Consider the following 18,399-nt stretch of genomic DNA (forward strand, 5'->3'; position numbering starts at 1 on the left):
CCGCGGGAAGGGGACAACGGAGAAAGGTCCAGACATGACGAACGAGACTGCCGGCAAGATCGACCACAAGCGCATCCTGGAAGAGCGGATCACGCTGCGCATGGGCCGCCGCACCCTCCTGAAGGGTCTCGGCGCCGGAATCCTCACCGCGGCCGGCGCGGGCTTCATGCCCGGCGAGGCGCGCGCCCAGCAGAGCGGCCATATCCGCATCGCCGCGATCAAGCACATCGACACGCTCGACCCGCACTTCACCTTCTTCCTGTCGGCCGTGCAGGTGATCAACAACATCCACAACGGCCTCCTGAAGGTGACCTATGACGGCACCGCGGTGAAGTTCGAGCCGGATCTTGCCGAGAGCTGGGATCTCGAAGACGACAAGACGCACCTCTTCAAGCTGCGCGCCGGCGTCAAATTCCACGACGGCACGCCCTGCGACGCCGAGGCGGTGAAATTCTCGCTGATGCGCGTCAAGGCCGGGACGCCCGCCTCGCCGCATGCCTGGAAGCTGGAACTGCTCGACGAGATCGAGATCGTCGACCCGCTGACCGTGCGGCTGAAATTCTCGGAGCCCTACGCCTTCCTGCCGGTGGCGCTGACCGGCTCGACGGGCCGCGCCGGCACCATCGTCAGCCCCGCGGCGGCCCAGAAGTACGGCCTCGACTACGGCCGCAACCCGGTCGGCACCGGTCCGTTCAAGTTCGTCTCCTGGAAGGAGAACGACTCGATCGAGCTCGAGGCCAATCCCGATTATTTCGAGAAGGGCCTGCCGAAGCTGCAGCGTGCCTCCTTCATGCTCATCGACGAGGCGAGCACCGCCGTCGCGGCGCTGCTGTCGGGCCAGATCGACGGGATGACCGACTGCCCGATGCAGCTGGTGGCCCAGGTGAAGCAGATCCCGACGGTCACGCTCTACGGCGAGGTCGAGGGCAACTACACCTATATCGGCATGAACAACCGCGCCGCCCCCTTCGACGACGTGAATCTCCGCCGGGCCGTCGCTTTCGCCATCGACCGGGATACCTTGCTGAAGCGGTCCTATTTCGGGCTGGCGCAGCAGGCCTTCAGCCCGATCTCGCCGCCGATGACCGGCTATTACGACCCGAAGATCGACGAGACCGATCGCGGTCACCGCTTCGACCTCGCCAAGGCCAAAGAATTCCGCGCCAAGGCCAAGAACCAGGGCGAAATCGCGGTCACCTACATCATGGCCGAGCGTGGCCCCGTCGGTACCCGCGTCGCCCAGACCATCGTGCCGATGCTGGCCGAGATCGGCATCAAGGTGAACCTCGAGCTCCTGGAGCCGGCCGCCTGGGTTCAACGGATGAAGGACGGCAAGTTCGAGATGCTCGATTTCGACTGGGTCGCCGATCTCGACCCGGAGGAGACGATCTTCCCCGAGTTCAAGACCGGTGGCTCCTGGAACTACTGGGGCTGGTCCAGCCCAGAATTCGACCGGCTCTGCGTCGAGGCGCAAACCGAAATCGACGTGCCGAAGCGCGCCGCGCTCTACCACAAGGCCGAGGACATCCTGATGGACGAGGCGCCGATCGCCATGCTCGCGCACATGCCGATCTACAAGGTGTTCTCCAAGAAGGTGCAGGGCTTCGAGTACATTCCCTGTGATCTCGTCAACCTGCACGGCGTGAGCATGTCCTGATGCTGGCGCAGGCGGCAGGCAAGGTCTTCCAGACCCTCGTCGTCCTCCTGATCGTCTCGATCGCCAGCTTCTCGCTCCTGAAGCTGGCGCCCGGGGATCCGGTGATGCTGATGCTAGGCTCGGAATTCTCGCAGGAAAGCTACGATCAGCTGCGCACGGCGCTCGGCCTCGATCAGCCGGTCGTCGTCCAGTATGTCTCTTGGCTCGGCAATTTCATCACCGGCCATTGGGGCGTCTCTTATGTCGGGCGCGCCGACATCTTCGACTATGTCGTCCACCAGGCGCTGCCGGTGACGCTGACGCTCACCGCCTGTTCCATCGTGCTGGCGGTGCTGGTCGGCATCCCCCTCGGCGTCGTCTCGGCGGTGAAGAAGGACAGCATCTGGGACGCCGGCATCGCGGTGTTCGCGCTGACCGGGACCGCGTTTCCCTCGTTCTTCCTCGGCATCTGCCTGATCTGGTTCCTCGCCGTGCAGCTCGGCGCCTTTCCGGTGATGGGCTTCGTCGCGCCGTGGGACGACCTTTGGCTCGGCCTGTACCACATGGTGCTGCCGGCGCTGACGCTCTCGACCTTCTTCATCGGCATGATCGTGCGCATCACCCGCGCCTCGCTGGTCGACGTGCTCGACCAGCCCTACATCGCCGCCGCCCGCGCGCGGGGCGAGCCGGAATGGCGGGTGATTTGGGTGCATGGCGTGCGCAACATCGCCATGCCGGTGGTCACCATGATCGGCCTGCAGCTCGGCGGCATCCTGCAGGGCGCTGTCCTGACGGAGACGGTGTTCTCGCTGCCCGGCATCGGCCAGCTCCTCACCGGCGCAGTGCTCGGGCGCGAATACATGCTGGTGCAGGCGGCCGTGATGCTGACGGCGGTGCTGTTCATCGTCGTCAACCTCATCGTCGATCTGTCCTATCCTTTCATCGATCCGAGGCTGAAGCCGCGCTGATGACCGTTTACGATACGCTGCCTGCCGCCGGCCTGCCGGCCGCGACACGCCCCCGTCGCCAGACGTCGCTGTTCCTGCGCCGGCCCTTCTTCACCCTGGCGCTCCTCGTCACCCTCGGCTTCGTCGTCTGCGCCCTCTTCGCGCCGCAGCTCGCCCCCTACAGCCCGACCGACCAGTCGATCGAGGCGATGATGGCCCCGCCCGGCGGCGCGCATCTCCTCGGCACCGACAGCTACGGGCAGGACATCTTCTCCCGCATCATCCATGGCGCCCGATACGCGCTTCTGATCGGCGTCGTCTCCGTCCTCATCGGGGCGCTCGGCGGGCTCGTCCTCGGCATTGCGGCGGGCCTTGCCAGCGGTTGGACCGAATGGTGGCTGATGCGGCTGATCGATTCGATCCTGGCGCTCCCCTCGCTGATCCTTGCCGTCGCCTTCATCGCCATTCTCGGCCAGGGCGTCGACAAGGTGATCCTCGCCGTCGGCTTCTCGCTGATCGGGCCTTTCGCCCGCACCGTGCGCTCCGACGTCTTGCAGGTGAAGGTGCAGCTCTTCGTCGAGGCCGCCGGCCTGATGAGCATTCCGCGCCATACCGTGATCCTCCGCCATATCCTGCCGAACGTCCTCTTCCCGCTGCTGGTGCAGGTGACGATCCGCGTCTCCGAGGCGATCCTCGTCTCGTCCTCGCTCTCCTTCCTCGGCATCGGCGTCACCCCGCCGACGCCCGACTGGGGGCTGATGATCGCCGAGGGCCGCGGCTTCGTCTCCTTCGCGGCCTGGATGTCGGGCATGCCGGGCCTGGCGCTGGCCTTGCTCCTCATCGCCCTCTCGATCGTCGGCGACGGCGTGCGCGAGGAGTTCGATCCAAAACTCCGGAGCGCCCGATGAACGCCGCCGTGACCCTCCACGCCTCCACCCCCGTCGCCCCCGTGATCGCAGCGTCGAGGGCCGAGGCCTTGCTGGACGTCGAGGGCCTGACGCTGCACCGGGGCGGCAAGCGCATTCTCGACGCGGTCTCGCTCACCGTCGGGCGCGGCGAGACGCTGGCGCTGGTCGGCGAGAGCGGGGCCGGCAAGTCGACCATCGCCGTCGCGCTGATGGGGCTCCTCGGCCGCGGCGAGGCTGAGATCGAGGGCCGCGCCCGCTTCGACGACGTGCCGGACCTCGTGACGCTGAAGGAGAAGGGCTGGGCGAAGCTGCGCGGACGGCGCCTGTCCATGGTCTTCCAGGACGCCGGATCGGCGCTGAACCCTTGCTACACCGTCGGCAGCCAGCTGATTTCGGTCTTGCGCCGCCATCTCGGTCTGGACCGCCGCGCAGCGCGGCTCCGGGCCGTCGCGCTGCTCGAGGATGTCGGCATCAACGATGCCGCGGCGCGCCTTTCCGCCTTTCCGCACCAGCTTTCGGGCGGCATGCAGCAGCGGGTGATGGTGGCGATCGCGCTCGCCTGCAATCCGGACCTCCTGTTCGCCGACGAGCCGACCTCGGCGCTCGACGTGACGATCCAGGCGCAGATCGTCCGGCTGATCCTCGACCAGACCAAGGCGCGCGGCGCGAGCTGCATCTTCGTGCTGCACGACCTCGCGCTCGCCAGCCAGTCCTGCGACCGGATCGTCGTGCTCTATGCCGGGCAGGTGATGGAGGCCGGCGACTGCCGCACCGTGCTCGAGCATCCGCGGCACCCCTATACCAAGCTCCTGAAGTCCTGCGTGCTGGAGATCGGCACCAGCGACCTCGAGCCGCCGGAAGGTGGCGTTCCGAGCTATGATGCCATGCCGACCGGCTGTCGTTTCGCCAGCCGCTGCCCCGCCGTCCTGCCGCGCTGCGCCGCCGAGCGCCCGCCGCTCGCCGAGGTCGACGGCCGATCGCTCGCCTGCTGGAATCCGCAATGACCGCCCTTGCCGCACCGCTCCCGACGAAGACAGCGCCTTTCCCGGAGGGCCCGCCGCTGTTCGAGCTTCTCGACGTCGAGAAGGTCTACCAGGTCACCCGCCCCGCCGGCTTCCTGAAGCGACGGCAGCAGAACCTCGCCGCGCTCGACGGCGTGCGCCTCAGCATCCGCCGCGGGGCGAGCGTCGCGCTGGTCGGCGAGAGCGGGTCCGGCAAGTCGACGCTGCTGCGCGTCCTCCTCGGCCTCACCGAGCCGTCGCAGGGCCTCGCGCTCTACCAGGGCAAGGCGGTCACCGAGATGCGGGCGGCGGGGCCCGATTTCGCCCGCGACGTCGCGATGATCTACCAGGACGCCCGCGGCTCGCTGAACCCGCGCATGACCGTCGGCGCGCTCATCGCCGAGCCGCTGCGCCATTTCGCCATCTGCGCCACGGACGAGATCGAGGCGCGCGTCGCGCAGCTGCTCGGCCGCGTCGGCCTCGCCGCCGAGGTCGCCGCGCGCTATCCGGCCGCGCTGTCCGGCGGGCAGGTGCGGCGCGTCGCCATCGCCCGGGCGCTCGCCTCCAACCCCTCGGTGCTCGTCGCCGACGAGGCGGTGTCCGGTCTTGACGTCTCGACCCAGGCCCAGCTCCTCAACCTCCTGCGCAAGCTGCAGCGGGAAATGGGGCTGACGCTGTTCTTCATCACCCATGATCTCGGCGTCGCGAGCTATCTCTGCGAGGAGATCGCCATCATGTATCTCGGCCGCATCGTCGAGACCGGCCCGACCAATGCGGTGCTGGCCGCGCCCGCGCACCCCTATTCGCTGGCGCTGCGCCATGCCTCGCCGGAGTTCTTCCAGCCGATCACCGATCCGCTGCCGGGCGAGATTCCGAGCCCGCTCGACCTGCCGAGAGGCTGCCGCTTCTCCGGCCGCTGCGCCTACGTCCAGGCCGATTGCCATGCCGACGACCCGGCGCTGGTGCAGCGCGTTCCCGGACGCGCCGCCGCCTGCTACCATCCCCTTTCCTGAGCAGACCGAAAGCCTTTCCCCCATGTTCGACTTCTTCTCCGCCCGCCGCCCGACGACCTATGCCTCGACGGCGATGATCGCGACCTCGCACCCGCTGTCGACGGCGGCCGGCCTCGAAGTGCTGCAGGGCGGCGGCAATGCGGTGGACGCGGCGATCGCGGCGGTGGCGGTGCAGTGCGTCGTCGATCCGCTGATGACCGGCATCGGCGGCGACTGCTTTGCGCTCTATGCGCCGGCGGGCGGGGCGGTGACGGCGCTGAACGGCTCCGGCCGGGCGCCGGCGGCCGCCACCGTCGCGGCGCTGAAGGCGGCGGGGCTGACCGACGAGATCCCGCAGACCAGCCCGCATTCGGTGACCGTCCCCGGCGCGATCTCGGCCTGGTGCCGGCTGCATGCCGACCACGGCTCGCGGCCGCTCTCGGCGCTGTTCGCCCGGGCGATCGGCTACGCCCGCGACGGCTTTCCGGTGACGCCGCGCGTCGCCATGGACTGGGCGAACAATGCCGCGACGCCGGCCGGCGACGTCCATGCGGCCGCGCACTTCCTTCCCGGCGGCAAGGCGCCCGCGCCCGGCGACCGCTTCGCCCAGCCGCTGCTCGCGGAGCGCCTCGCGGAGATCGCTGAAAAGGGTGCGGCCGGTTTCTACCAAGGCGACACGGCGGCCAAGATGGTCGCGCATCTCCAGTCGCTCGGCGGCCTCCACACGGTAGAGGATTTCGCTGCCGGGACGGACGGGGCGACCTGGGTCGAGCCGATTTCCGCCGACTATCGCGGCTTCACCGTGCACGAGTGCCCGCCGAACGGGCAGGGGCTCGTCGCGCTGGTGATCCTGAAGATCATGGAGGGCTTCGACGTCGCCGGCATGGGCGAGGCCGACCGCATCCATCTCCTCGCCGAGGCGACGAAGCTTGGCTACCACCACCGCGACGCACTGATCGGCGACAGCGACCATTGCGAGGGCGTCGCCGAGACGCTGCTCTCGGAGCGGACGATCGCCGCGCTGCGGGCGCGGATCAAGATGGACCGGGCGCTGCCGCCGGCGCTCTGGGACGAGCCCGAGCACGAGGACACGATCTATCTCAGTGTCGTCGACGCGGCCGGCAATGCTATCTCCTTCATCAACTCGATCTTCCACGGCTTTGGCTCGAGCCGGCTCGACCCCGCGACCGGCGTGCTCTTCCACAGCCGCGGCGCCTCCTTCCGGCTGATCGAGGGCCATCCCAACGCCATTGCCCCCCGCAAGCGGCCGATGCACACCATCATTCCAGGCATGGTGACGAAGGACGGGCGCACGCTGATGCCCTTCGGCGTGATGGGCGGCCAGTACCAGGCGACCGGCCATGCCGCTTTCCTCTCCGGCCTCATCGACAGGGGCCTCGATCCGCAGGCGGCGATGGACGAGCCGCGCAGCTTCGCCCATGCCGGCACGCTCGACCTCGAGCCCGGCATCGGCGAGGCGACCCGCGCCGATCTTTCCGCCCGTGGCCATGTCCTCACCACCGCCGCGAGCCCGATCGGCGGCAGCCAGGCGATCCGCATCGGCGACCATCTGCTCGAGGGTGGCTCCGACAGCCGGAAGGACGGCATGGCGCTCGGCTTCTGACCGCCGCGACGCCGGCAAGGCCGACGTCGACCACGGCGACCGCCTCGTTGAGGGGGCGGGCCTGCAGCATCGCCCGTCGAGACGCTTGAACCACGCCGCTGGCTGCCGGCGAGCGAGATGTTGCTGCAGCATTGCTACCCTGAAGGGCGTTGTCCTCGGACGCCACCGCCGAGCAATTGCGCAGGCGCTAAAGGGCGTGGCGTTGGCGTCGGGCAGTGCCAGGCGGGGGGGTGGCACGCCCGGCGGAATCAGCGATTGCCTTCATCATCGGCTTGCCTAGATGCGGACATCATGTTCAGGCTTGGTGAAGCATAGCCAGCTTGAGGCCCCATCGTCACCTTGCGTCGCAAGGTAATGCAGCGGCGGTTCCGCGCAGTTCTTAAAGTGTGATTTCCATGACGAAAAAAGCCCTGGTGACCGGCATTCTCGGTCAGGACGGCGCCTACCTCTCGCAGCTCCTCCTCGACAAGGGATACGAGGTATATGGACTGGTCCGGCGCTCCAGCACCTCGGAAGTCAACGATGTGCGCCTGAAGTGGCTGGGCATCGCCGACCGGGTGCAACTCCTCGACGGCGACCTGCTCGATCTTTCCGGCCTCACCCGCACGGTGCGCGAGGTGGCGCCCGATGAGGTCTATAATCTGGCAGCCCAGTCCTTCGTGAAATCCTCCTGGCAGCAGCCGATCCTGACCGGCAACGTCACCGGGCTGGGCGTTACCAACGTCCTCGAGGCGGTCCGCCTGGAATGCCCGGGGGCGCGCTTCTATCAAGCGTCGTCCTCGGAAATGTACGGTCTCATCCAGGAGCCGATGCAGTCGGAGACTACGCCCTTCTATCCGCGCTCGCCTTATGCCGTCGCCAAGCTCTACGGGCACTGGATCACCGTCAACTACCGCGAGAGCTTCGGCATCCATGCCTCGAGTGGCATCCTCTTCAACCACGAGTCGCCGCTTCGCGGCCTCGAATTCGTGACCCGGAAGGTCACAGACGGTGTCGCGCGCATCAAGCTTGGACTGTCCAGCGAGCTTCGTCTCGGCAATATCGACGTCAAACGCGACTGGGGCCATTCGCGCGACTATGTCGAGGCGATGTGGCTCATGCTGCAGCAGGACGAGCCGGACGACTACGTCATCGCCACCGGGCGGACCGTGACCGTGCGCGACATGTGCCGCATCGCCTTCCAGCATGCGGGGCTCACCATGGACGATCACCTGGTGATCGACGAGAAACTGTTCCGGCCGGCCGAGGTGGACGTTCTCCTGGGCGATCCCACCAAGGCCCGGAACAAGCTCGGCTGGCAGTCGAAGACGACGCTGGAAGAGATGATCACGGAAATGGTCGACGCCGACCTACAGCGCCTTCGGCCTTGAAGCTGCAGGCCGCGTCCGGCATGGTCGCGCCTGTTCCCTTTTAAGCCTCGACGGAGACCGAGCTTGACGAAACCCCGCGTGGCGGTCACCGGCGCGTCCGGCTTTGTCGGGCAATGGCTGATGCGTCACTTTGCCGAGGTCGGCGTGGCCGCGGTGCCGTTCTTTCCGCCGGGCATTCAAGGTCTTGGCGACACCGGACTGATCCGGGCGACCCTGACGGAGCTGCAACCCGATTGCGTGGTGCATCTGGCGGCCATTGCCGCGCCCGCCGAGGCGCGCCGCGATCCGCGCGCGGCTTTCGACGTCAACCTGACCGGCACCTTGAACCTCGCAGAGGCCATCCTGGCCTCTTCCCCGCGGACGCGGCTCGTGTTTGCCGGCAGCTCGGAAGCCTACGGCCGCAGCTTCAATCATTTCCCCGAGGGCCTGACCGAGAGCGCACCGCTAGAGCCGGCCACCCTCTACGGCGTCACCAAGGCCTCGGCCGATCTGCTGCTCGGGCAGATGGCCGGCAGCGGGCTCGACACGGTGCGTTTTCGCCCCTTCAACCACACCGGCCCCGGGCAGACCGACGCCTATGTCGTCTCGGCTTTCGCACGGCAGATCGCCGAGATCGAGAAGGGCTGGCAGCCACCGGTCGTGTCTGTCGGTGATCTGGAGGCGGAGCGCGACTTCCTCGACGTCCGGGACGTGGTCAGGGCCTATGCGCTGGCGGCCCTTTTGCCTGAAAGCTTGCCGCCGGGGATCGCGATCAATCTCGCCAGCGGCACGGCGCGCCGGATCTCGACCATTCTGGAAGCACTGCTGGCGATGAGCCCCCAGGCGATTACGGTCACCCAGGATCCGGCGCGGATGCGCGCCAACGAGATCCCGCGCGCCGTTGGCGACGGCGCCCGCGCGCGGGCGCTTCTCGGCTGGTCTCCGAGCATCCCCTTCGAGACGACGCTGCAAGACGTGCTGGCGCATTGGCGGGCAGCGGACCGCCCTCTCTAAAAGGTGCCCGAGGCGGGCGCGCGGCGCACTTGCGGCGATCCATAGCTGGATATATCGGACCGCCGGTCCAGATGTTTTCCGATGCCGTCTCGGCACGGTCAATCTCGGACGATTCCGAGGCAGGAAGCGAATGAATATGGCAGATCCGTCGCACAAGATTCTGATGGTTATTCCGTCGATCGAGGGCGGCAGCCTGTTGGAGCGGATGTTGCCGACGCTGCGCTTCGCGCCGTCCAGCATCGTCGTCCTCGACCAGGGCAGCACCGATACGACGGAGGCCGTGTGCGCGGCGGCCGGGGTCGAGATCGTCCAGCTCGGCCATCCCCATACCTACACGCAGGCCTGCAACATCGGCGCCGATCTCGCCCGCATCCGCGGCCTCGATTATGTCTGCGTCTCCAACAACGACATCGTGTTCCGCACCGACGTGATGGGCGAGATGCTGGCGGAGATGGAGCGCGATCCGCGGCTCGGCATCGTCGCGCCCTCGCAGAACATCATCGAGGAAAACAGCAACGAGCAGCCGCTGTCCTACCGGGTTTTCTGGAACCTCGACCGGGTCGATTTCTTCCACGACACACACCCCGCCGAGGGGGCGGCGACGCGTCTGGAGTCCGACTTCTGCGAGCTGACCTGCGCGCTCGTCCGCCTCTCGGCTATTGATGAGATTGGATTTCTCGACGACGAGTTCGGCTTCTACCACGAGGATGCCGATTTCGGGTTCCGCCTGCGGCAGGCGGGCTACAGCTGCGCCTATCTTCCGGCCTCGCAGATCGACCATTTCTCGAGCTCGACCTTCAACCAGGAGAAGCTGGCCCGCAAGGCCGACTATATCGCGAAGAACAAGCTCTACTTTGCTGAGAAGCATCTCGGCCTCGGCGTCCACCTGGCCGAGCCGGACCCGCGGTCAGAGGAAGAGAAGGATGCCAGCACCGGGCGGCTGTATTCCTATCTCAGGCGCTTCGGGCTGATCGACAAGAATGCGCCGGAGCTCGTCCTGTCCCATGCGGACGCCGACACCAGCGACTATCTCTACACCAGCTTCGAGGGCGACAGCCTTCCTGAAAGCTGGCTTGCCCACAAGGACCGCTACCGCGCCGTTTTCGCGGCCTCGAGGCGAATGCGGGATGCCTTTGCCGACGCTGGATTTGCCAACTGCTTCCACATCCCGCGCGGGGTCGAGACGGACATCTTCCACCCGTCGGGTCCGGCCGTCCGTTTCTTCGACGAGCCGACCTATCTCGCCGTTCTCAGCGAGGGGGATCGTGGGTCCGCCGATGCTATTCTCGCAGCGTGGCGCCGCTTCGTGGCGGATGGAAAATCGGCACGACTGGTCCTGATGGGGCCGGGCCTTTTGACCGTACTGCCGGCCAGGCCGGACAGTAGCTATCGCTGGTCGGGTTTCGAGATCGCGCGTTTCAACGCCGAGCGGATGGACGTCTACCAGACGCTCTCGCCGGTGAGCGCGCAGGAGAGGGCGCGGATCTTCCGGAGCGTCGACTTCACGATCGCCGGCGAGAGCGCCGATCAGGCCTTCATGACCATCATCGAGGCCGAGGCTTGCGGGGTGCCGTGCCTGTTCAACCATGACGGATCGCTCGGCGAGCTCACCTTCGAGGGCGGGCTCGCCTTCCCGGGGGGCGATGCGGTCGGCAAGGCCGCGCCGGAAGAGCGCCCGGCGGAAGCGTTTGTCGACGGGCTGTTGCGCCAGCTGGAAGACAGCTTTGCCCTCAGCCTTGCTGAACGCCGGAGGATCGGCGAGCGCGGGCTCTACGAGGTCCGCAACGGATATACGCTGCGCCATACGGCAATGGCGCTGCGGCACGCCCTGTCGCAACTACAGACGCGCGACCCGAGTGCCATCGTCGAAAGCCTCAGGCGCCGCCAGCCTCTGGTGCAGGCCATCGCCCTCGACGGCGAGCAGGCCGGGACCTCCTCCCTCATGGCGCGCCGCTTGAGCGGCCTTGCCGCGCGCCGGGTCCAGACGGCGGGACGCCTGACGCTGCAGCTCGGGACGCTCTGGGAGGAGCAAGGCTTCGGCAATGCCAGCCGGGCGACGCTCGGCGAACTCGGACACTTCCTGCGGTCGCGTTCGGACAGGGTGGTGCGTCTGCGGCAAGGCGCCGGCAAGCGCCTGAGGCGGACGGGGCAGTCCGCTCTCGATGTCTACCGCCGCCGCATCGCGCCGCTCGCCGGCTCGGCGCTCCTGATCGGCTACATCGATGCGCAGCTCGGCCTCGGGCAGTCGCTGCGCGGCATGGCGCTGGCCCTCTCGAAGACCCGCACGCCATTCTCCATCTATCCCTTCGGCATCGGCGTGGAGGGACGCCGAGCGGGTCCCTATATGCCCGAGCGTTACGATTTGAACCGCGCCCACGCCGTCAACGTCATCGAGGTGACGCCCGACGAGCTGGCGACCGTCTTCGGCAACATCAGCGCACTGCACTTCGACCGCAGCTACAATGTCCTGCGCACCTACTGGGAACTCGGAAAGGCGCCTGAAAGCTGGCGTCCGAAACTTAAAGCCGTCGACGAGATCTGGGCCCCCAACGACTTCGTGGCCGAGAGCTTTCGGACGATCTTCGACAAGACGATTACCGTCGTCCCGCCTTGCGTCATGCTGCCGGAAGTGGAGACCGATGGCCGAAGCCGGTTCGAGCTCGAGGACGATCGCCGGTACTTCCTGTTCTCGTTCGACTATTATTCGTTCCCGCAGCGCAAGAACCCGCTGGCGGTGGTGCGGGCCTTCCGAAAGGCCTTTCCGGACCCGTCGAGCCGCGTCGGCCTGATCGTCAAGTCGACGGGCGCGGAGGGCCATTTCCCCGAGATCAAGGAAGCGCTTCTCACTGCCGCGCGGAATGATCGCCGGATTCGGATCATCGACCAATCGCTGTCGCGCTCCGACATGTTCGCCTTGATGAACGCTGCCGATTGCTATGTCTCGCTGCACCGCGCCGAGGGCTTTGGCCTGGGAATGGCGGAGGCCATGGCGATGGGCAAGCCCGTCATCGCCACGAACTATTCCGGCAACACGGAGTTTTTGCGCGACGATACCGGCTATCCCGTCCCCTTCCGCCTGAAGCGGGTCGGGCCCGACGACTACGTCTATGCCGAGGGTCAGGTCTGGGCCGATCCGGACGAGGCGGCTTGCGCGGCGGCGATGGCCCGCGTCGTCGCCGATCCGCAGGAGGCCGCGCTGAAGGCCAAGGCCGGCCAGGCCTTCATCGAAGAGCGATACGGCCCGGCCAATGTCGGCCGGATCGTCGAGACGCGTTTGGCCGAAATCCACGCGGCCTTGCCGCAAGCGACGGCCCGCAAGCCTTGACCGCAGCGCGGGTGGCGGTCAGCGACCGGCGAGCGTCTTGAGGAGACGCCGAAGGGGCGCGGGGAGCGCACGGTAGGCGGGGCCAAGGAAGCGGAGAATGCGCATCCGCCTCGGTGCAGCCGTTGGCGGCGGGGCAAAGGCGGCCGAGGCAGGTGACACGTAGGGCGCGGGGAACAGGAAGTTCGGCTCTTCGGTATGGGCCTGCGTCGCCGAGAGTAGGCTCGATTCCGGAGTGTCCGGGCTGGAGGCCATGAGGACCGGCATGGCCACGCTGAGAAACCCCTGGCGTCGCGCCTCGACCGGAAACAGCCGCTCCATTCCATGCGCCATCGTCCCGTCGAGCTGCCCTTCCTCTGGTTCGAAGAGCGGCGGAAGCCCCTTATCCGCCAGCGCCGCCAGAGCGGGACGGCGAAACCAGAACATGCTGCCTGCGGCGAAATAGGCGCCCTCCATGTCCGCCTCGGTGAGGCCGTCGCCGACCACCGACATGGTCCGCTGCATCGCCGGCCCGTTGACGAGGATCCAGGGTTTCACCGGCAGGCAGAAGCCCGAGGGTGTGACGAAGCCGATCCGCGGATCACCGGCGATCTTCGCCACGATTGCCTCGGTGCCCTCCGGCGACGGCAGGAGGGAATCCAGCAGTTCGGCCCGCCATTGGGCACCATCGGCCCGCTGCGGCGACTTCTTGGTGTGCAGCTTCAGGCCGATCCCGAAATCCTCGGTCTCGGCGAGCGCCCGCAGGAACGGCAGGATGTCCCGCCCCCGGTTTTCCACCATGATGAGGCGGTGGGACAGGAGATGCGGCGTTTTCGGCAATGCGAGATCGCCCATCGGACGCGATGTGGTCATCACCAGGTGAAAGGGGAGGGTCAGCCGCCGGGCGATAAGGCCCGACATCTCCTGCCAGATCTCGGGGTAGTGGATGTGGACGAGAACCGTCACCGGTGTCGCGGACGAAGATACGGGTAGCGGCATGACGGTCCCACCGAGCGACGAACCGGCGCCTTATCTCCGGCGGCACCCAGCGGGTCAATGCGGGAAGCGCCCCGGGCTCGCCGACCGGCGCATTGGGTGCCGCGACAGCGCGGCGCCGAGGCGGGCGGCGGGTCACTGGAGCCCGGCTGCGCTGGAACAGGCCGGCCCTCTCAGACGGAGTGCGATGACCGGTCTGCCTTGATGGCCTTGAGGCGTTCGAGAATCCGCACGCTGGCGGCCTCTACCGACAGGTGATCCTTGGCGTCGGCCCTCGCCCTCTCGCCGAGAGCCGCCGCCCTTGCCGGGTTGTCGTAGAGCTCGCGCATCAGCCTCGTGGCATGGTCCGTTGATGGCTCGGCCCAGTGGTAGGACGCCTCGTAAGGCGGGATGTCACGGCCGAGCTCTACGATATCGCAGTCGACCAGGAGGCTGTTCTCGTCGGTCATGAAGTCGAGATTGCCGGAATAGCGCGTGGCGATCACCGGCTTGCCGAGCATCATCGCCTCGGCCATCGTCAGTCCGAGGCCCTCGCTCCGGTGCAGCGACACGTAGGCGTCGCAGGCCTCGGTCAGCGACAGCGTCTCGTCCGCCGTGAAGGTCTGGTCGATGATGTGGATGTTGGCGCCCTCGATGGCCTGCAGCAGTTCGCCGACCTCGCTGCCCTCATAGCCGTTGGTGGTGGTCTTCAGGATGAGGTCGACCGGTTCGGACGGATCGAACGCCTGGCGGAAGGCGCGGATGAGGCCGAGCGGGTTCTTGCGTTCCATGATGCTGCTCATGTGGAACGAGAAGAGGAAGGTGAAGCGTCCCTCGCGCCAGCCGGGCACGCCGAAAGCCTCGCGCGGGCGCACCCGAAACGGCGCCAGGCGGACGCCGGGGAACAGGGTCTGAACCGGGACCGTCAAAGTTTTGCGCAAGGCCCCGGCGACGAACTCCGTCGCCGTCCAGACCTCGTCGACCGTCGCGGCACGCTCGGCCCAGTGCGCCGGCACCTCGTCGAACTCCCAGTACCAGTAGCCGATCCGGTAGGGTTTCGGCGATCGCTCCGCCAGATCCGCGACCTCGTAGGCGCCGACGAAATGCGGGTCCGGCTGGGCGTGGATGATGGTGACGTCGTAGGCTTCGAGGCCCCCGAAGCTGTCGTGGTCTGGCTCGTCGCGCAAGGTGGTGCGCAGATCGCGCTGCGACACCCCGCCGCCGCCGACGGCGATCGCCCCCGACAGGGATTCGGCGGAAACGCGGAGGCCCGAGGGGTAGCAGAAGTGCCCGAGGATAGTGGCGCCGGGAAGGGCGAGCTTCTCCGCCGTGCCGTCGCCGGCGCGATCGGCACACCACGAGGCCAGCCCCGCGTCCAACGATCCTTTGCCGCCGCTGAGCCAGGCGAGGAGCGCCGCCGCGCCCTCAGTGGTCGCAAAGGCGTTCGGGTGCGCGGCCTGCCAGTCCGCGCGGGCGTAGTAGGCGAGCCGCAGTTCCTCGCTCGGCGTCAGGCCTGGCTGCCAATGTTCGGGCCGCAGCCAGGACGCCGAGGAGGGGATCAGATACCGCTCGGACAGCCAGATGGCGAAGGCGTCGGCGCCGAACCGCGTCAAGCCGGTAGGGTGCGCCTGCTGCCAGGCCGGGGTGAAGCGGTAGGTCTTGACGAGGGCGGCGGCCGGATCCTCTGCCGTTGCCATGAGAAACCACCAGATTGCCTCGAGGCGCAGTCCGGCCTCGTCGTCGCCATGCCGCAGCAGCCAGGTAGCCAGTCCCCTCTGGCCGGCCGGGACGAGGCCGAGCGGATAGGCCGCCCGGAGATCGCCGCGGTGGAAATAGGTGCTGAGGCAGACGGCTCCGGGGTTTCCACCGAGGGCATCGGCGATGTGACGACGCGCCTCGCTCGGCAGACGAAGCTGGTCGGCACCCTCTGCTGCAAGCCAGCGGGCAAACGCGCCTTCTGTGCCTTCGCTCAGGGCTTTCGGAAACCGCTGGCGCAGATCGGGCCGCGTGCGCAGGAGGTCGATAATCCAGCGCACCGCGCCCCAATGGTCGGCGATGGCTGCCACCGGTTGCGGCGGCCAGAGGAGCGCAGCCGACGGCAGCTCCGTCGCCGCCTGGACCTCGGCGAGATCGTAGAGGTCGAGCTCGGTCTCCCGCAGCGGGTGTTCCGACAGAAGGCGGGTGACGATGGTCTTCAGATTGTCGCTGTTGTCCGGCTCGCCCGGCTGGCGAAGCGCGATGGCCGGCTGGTGGGGGCTGAGGGCGGGATGCAGATAGGGGTCCTCGTCCACACCGAGGCGCCGCACCTCTTGCGCCGAGCGGGCCATGTCCTCCATCGGGTTCTCGTGCCCGCGGCTGGCGCCCTCGTGATGGGTGAGGACGGCGAAGGGCGTATAGGCGGTCCGCCAGCCGGCGCGGTGCGCGCGAAGGCAGAGCGCGACATCGCTGTTGGCGATGCGGTAGGCCTCGTCGAAGCCGCCGACGCGGTTGAAGACCTCGCGCCGCACCATCTGGCAGGCACCCATGATGGCCAGCCAGTTGCGGGTCTGGTTGGTCGAGCCGAAGGGGCCCCATGCGCTTTCGTCCGCCTTGTACGACAGGAGCGCGAAGAGGTGGATGCCGACACCGACGCCGGCATGTTGAAGTTCGCCGGTGGGATAGCGCAGCTTGGCGCCCACGACGCCGACGCCGGGAAGGCTCGCCACGCGCACCAGTTCGCCAAGCCAGCCGCTCTCGACCACCTCGATGTCGTTGTTGAGAAAGAGCAGCAAGTCGCCGCGGGCTTCGCGGGCGCCGCGGTTGCAGACGGCCGAATAGTTGAAGGCGCCGCTGAAGGTGACGACGCGAACCCGCTCGTCGCGCTCGAGCGCGGTGTAGAGATCGAAGATCGCCGCATCGTAGGAATTGTTCTCGACGATGATGATCTCGAGCCGCTGATAGGCGGTCTCGTCGAGAAGGCCGCGGACGCAGCGCTGCAGCATCTCGGCATTGTTGCGGTTTGGAATGATCACCGAGACCAGCGGCGCGTCGGGAACGGTCCAGGACGAGCGCTGGGTTCCGTCGGGCTGCGTCTCGACCGCCGGTCCCTCGATGCCGAGGCTTTGCCAGTAACCGCGAAGCACCGCGCGGTGGTCTGCGGCCGCGGTGCTTTCGGGCGCCGGGCGGTCCCGGTCGCTGCCGGGGGCTCGATGACAGAGAACCTGCGGAACCCGCGAGATCGCCTCGCCGCTTGTCCCGGTCCCGTCCGCCAGCCGGAGGTTCAGGCTCCATTCCGCCCCGGCTGAATCGCTCGGCCGAAAACCTCCAGCCGCGGCGACGGCGGTCCGCGACAGGAAAGCGCCCCGGCCGACATAGTTGTAGGCCTGCAGCAGCTGCGGGGAGAAGGACGGCTTGAACTGCGGCCGGCTGCGGCTGCCGCCAGCCGACATCTCGTCCTCGTCGCCGTAGACGACGGCGATGTCGGGCTTGCCATCGGCCGCGTTGGCGACGGCCGCAAGGCTGCCCGGCGCAAGCCGGTCGCCGGGATCGAGCACGCAGATGAAACGGCCGCGGGCTTGTTCAGCCAGTGCGCCTAGAACCTCCCCTCGGCTGGCCGAGCCGGGGATCGTCACGCGCCTGATTCTCGCATCATCGGCGACCGCCACGGCACCTTCGGGCGTTGCGACGAGACATTCCCAGTCGTCGAACATCTGGCCCGTGAGCGAGGCGATCGTGGCAGCTGGCGCGCCCTCGTCGGCGCCTGTCCCGTCGGACGCGGCTTCGGGAACGAGAATGCTGAACCGCAGCACCGTTCTCCCGTCCGCATCGACCAGGGGCTCGGCCGGGCGGTCACTTTGCGTCTCGAACAGCTGGATCCAGTCCTGGTAGGCCTGGTTGTCGGGATCGGCGGGGGCGAACAGAGGCGCCAGCGTCTCCATCAACTCACCCGGAAGGCCGTGCGGCTCCCCGCGCTGGCGCAGGAGCGCGAGGCGCTGGCGCGTCTTCCATGGGGTCGCCGCCCACCAGAGTGCCTTGAAGACGCGGCGACCGTGCCACCGCACCGGTGCCGGCACGCGCGAGGCCAGCCGGAGCACGTGCGTCAGCACCTGCCACGACGTCGACGTCAGCACGGCATCGCGCTCGGCCCTGACGGCCGCGGTTGCCGCTTGTTCCGCGCTCAGCGCTGCCGCGAGGCTGGCAGCCTCCATCTGTCGGTCGGCGCTCTCATGCGTCAGCCGCTCAATCTGCCTTTCGGCATTCTGGGTGCGCAGCGCGGCCTCGTTCGCGCGCTTGACGGCCTCGCTCGCCCGCTGCGCAAGCTCGCGCGCCCAGGCGCTCTCCCTGTCCCGCGCAGCGCTCGCCTTCTCGCGCGCGGCCTCGGCCCGGTCGAACGCCTGGCGAAGGGCGATTTCGCTTCGCTCGAGCTCGGCGATCCGCCGGGCTGACGCGTCGCCCTGAGACGATGCCGGGTCGTTCGGCAGTGCCGGCTCATCCTTGCCGGATGGGGCGTCGGACGGCGAGGAAGATGACGTCACGCAAGGCCTCTTGCCGGGTTGGTCGAGCCTGCTGCCGCAGGCGCGAAAGCATTCGCGGTACCTTTAAACGCTGATTTGAGGCAATCCAACGTTCTGTCCGCGAAATGCGACCGTCCGCCGCTATGGCGCTTCTTGTGC

At 67.8% G+C, this 18,399-nt stretch carries 11 protein-coding genes; 9 read left to right on the forward strand and 2 right to left on the reverse strand.

The annotated features are described in order from the left end of the window. Nucleotides 1-34: 34 nt before the first annotated feature. The 9 genes from ACZLZY_RS04175 (at nt 35) to ACZLZY_RS04215 (ending at nt 12,796) form a co-directional block, all read left to right on the forward strand. Nucleotides 35-1,657: an ABC transporter substrate-binding protein gene (locus tag ACZLZY_RS04175; protein ID WP_472932184.1), complete on the forward strand. Its 1,623-nt coding sequence runs from the start codon at nt 35-37 to the stop codon at nt 1,655-1,657. Then, nucleotides 1,657-2,604 carry an ABC transporter permease gene (locus ACZLZY_RS04180; protein ID WP_472932185.1) on the forward strand — a complete coding sequence of 316 codons (948 nt, stop codon included), beginning with the start codon at nt 1,657-1,659 and terminating at the stop codon, nt 2,602-2,604. The genes ACZLZY_RS04175 and ACZLZY_RS04180 overlap by 1 nt, the downstream gene beginning before the upstream one ends. Further along, nucleotides 2,604-3,491, forward strand: a complete 888-nt coding sequence (locus tag ACZLZY_RS04185; RefSeq protein WP_472932186.1) for an ABC transporter permease — start codon at nt 2,604-2,606, stop codon at nt 3,489-3,491. Before ACZLZY_RS04180 ends, ACZLZY_RS04185 begins: the two co-directional genes overlap by 1 nt. Beyond that, nucleotides 3,488-4,495 (forward strand): ABC transporter ATP-binding protein, encoded by a 1,008-nt coding sequence (locus ACZLZY_RS04190; RefSeq protein WP_472932187.1) that lies wholly within the window; start codon nt 3,488-3,490, stop codon nt 4,493-4,495. Before ACZLZY_RS04185 ends, ACZLZY_RS04190 begins: the two co-directional genes overlap by 4 nt. Continuing rightward, on the forward strand, nt 4,492-5,505 hold the full coding sequence (locus ACZLZY_RS04195; protein WP_472932188.1) for an oligopeptide/dipeptide ABC transporter ATP-binding protein: 1,014 nt from the start codon (nt 4,492-4,494) through the stop codon (nt 5,503-5,505). The genes ACZLZY_RS04190 and ACZLZY_RS04195 overlap by 4 nt, the downstream gene beginning before the upstream one ends. Nucleotides 5,506-5,527: 22 nt before the next feature. Continuing rightward, the gene (locus tag ACZLZY_RS04200) at nt 5,528-7,108 is read left to right on the forward strand and encodes a gamma-glutamyltransferase family protein (RefSeq protein WP_472932189.1); all 1,581 of its coding nucleotides are present in this window, start codon (nt 5,528-5,530) and stop codon (nt 7,106-7,108) included. Between the two features lie 395 nt (nt 7,109-7,503). Further along, entirely contained in the window at nt 7,504-8,478 is a 975-nt protein-coding gene (gene gmd, locus ACZLZY_RS04205) for a GDP-mannose 4,6-dehydratase (protein WP_472932190.1), read from the forward strand. Between the two features lie 63 nt (nt 8,479-8,541). Next, entirely contained in the window at nt 8,542-9,471 is a 930-nt protein-coding gene (locus tag ACZLZY_RS04210; RefSeq protein WP_472932191.1) for a GDP-mannose 4,6-dehydratase, read from the forward strand. A gap of 163 nt (nt 9,472-9,634) precedes the next feature. Further along, on the forward strand, nt 9,635-12,796 hold the full coding sequence (locus ACZLZY_RS04215) for a glycosyltransferase (protein WP_472932192.1): 3,162 nt from the start codon (nt 9,635-9,637) through the stop codon (nt 12,794-12,796). Nucleotides 12,797-12,814: 18 nt separating this feature from the next. Here ACZLZY_RS04215 and ACZLZY_RS04220 read toward each other — a convergent pair whose 3' ends face one another. Beyond that, a complete protein-coding gene (locus ACZLZY_RS04220) occupies nt 12,815-13,771 on the reverse strand; it encodes a rhamnan synthesis F family protein (RefSeq protein ID WP_472932193.1) in 957 nt (318 codons plus the stop codon). A gap of 170 nt (nt 13,772-13,941) precedes the next feature. Continuing rightward, a complete protein-coding gene (locus tag ACZLZY_RS04225) occupies nt 13,942-18,261 on the reverse strand; it encodes a glycosyltransferase (RefSeq protein ID WP_472932194.1) in 4,320 nt (1,439 codons plus the stop codon). Nucleotides 18,262-18,399 lie beyond the last annotated feature (138 nt).

The sequence above is a fragment of the Mesocryomonas lacus genome (assembly GCF_055730135.2).